Origin of the sequence: Falsigemmobacter intermedius (assembly GCF_004054105.1) — a bacterium.
Lineage (GTDB): Bacteria > Pseudomonadota > Alphaproteobacteria > Rhodobacterales > Rhodobacteraceae > Wagnerdoeblera > Wagnerdoeblera intermedia.
Genome location: NZ_SBLC01000082.1, coordinates 1 through 861 on the forward strand (window position 1 = coordinate 1; position 861 = coordinate 861).

Consider the following 861-nt stretch of genomic DNA (forward strand, 5'->3'; position numbering starts at 1 on the left):
AGCCCATCGTCGACCGGAAAATCGTCATTCCGAAGAGCCTGAGGTTGCGAGTCGTGTAGTGTGTAGTCGGGAAAACCAGCAGATTTCCTTCGCTCGGATGCTGATTTGTTACCCGCCTATCGACCAATATTCACGTCCAAATTCCACGGCTAAAATAGCAATACATACACCGCGGCTCTCAGTCTACTGTTGTGAGGTATCCTCAATGTGCTCGCGTAGAGATCTTTTGGAGGGGCACATCCGCGACGGAAAGCTCTCGCGCGCGTAATTGGCGTAATGAACAACGAAAATGTCCCTAGATGTAGATGGCGTAATGGACGTGACGAAAACCCGCTAATTGGCGTAAAATCAGTGTGTAAAATAAGGGTAGTTTCGTATCATAACGATGGGCAGTCAGGTGCGTCCGGCGGCCGCTCAATCCCACTACGTGGAGTAGTCTTGCGTGTTGGGGGGCATGCCCACACGGACCCTCAAGCTCAAGAGTGGCCCGTAGACTTCATGGGGGAGCCGCTGAGCGGGCTTCTTGGCATTTTCCTAATAGGGGTAGCCAAAAGGCCAAGAGGGCGCTGTACGGGCCTTAAATCGCAATAGAGAGCTTATCTCACAGTTTGGGGCTTGGAGGGGGCGGCTGATTGTTAGGCAGAAGCGTTTTCGTGCGTCGTGAGGCGGGCGATCTTATCTCTCGAACCAGAGCTAAGGGTTTCCGGTGGGGACGGGAATTTTGCTAAAGGTGGAGTAAACTTGGTTACTTTGTGGCCCTTTGTGGCCCATCGTGCCCTTTGTGGCCCAACGTGCTTTTTGTGGCCCAACGCGCCCTTTGTGGCCCAACGCGCCCTTTGTGGCCCAACGCGCCCTTTGTGG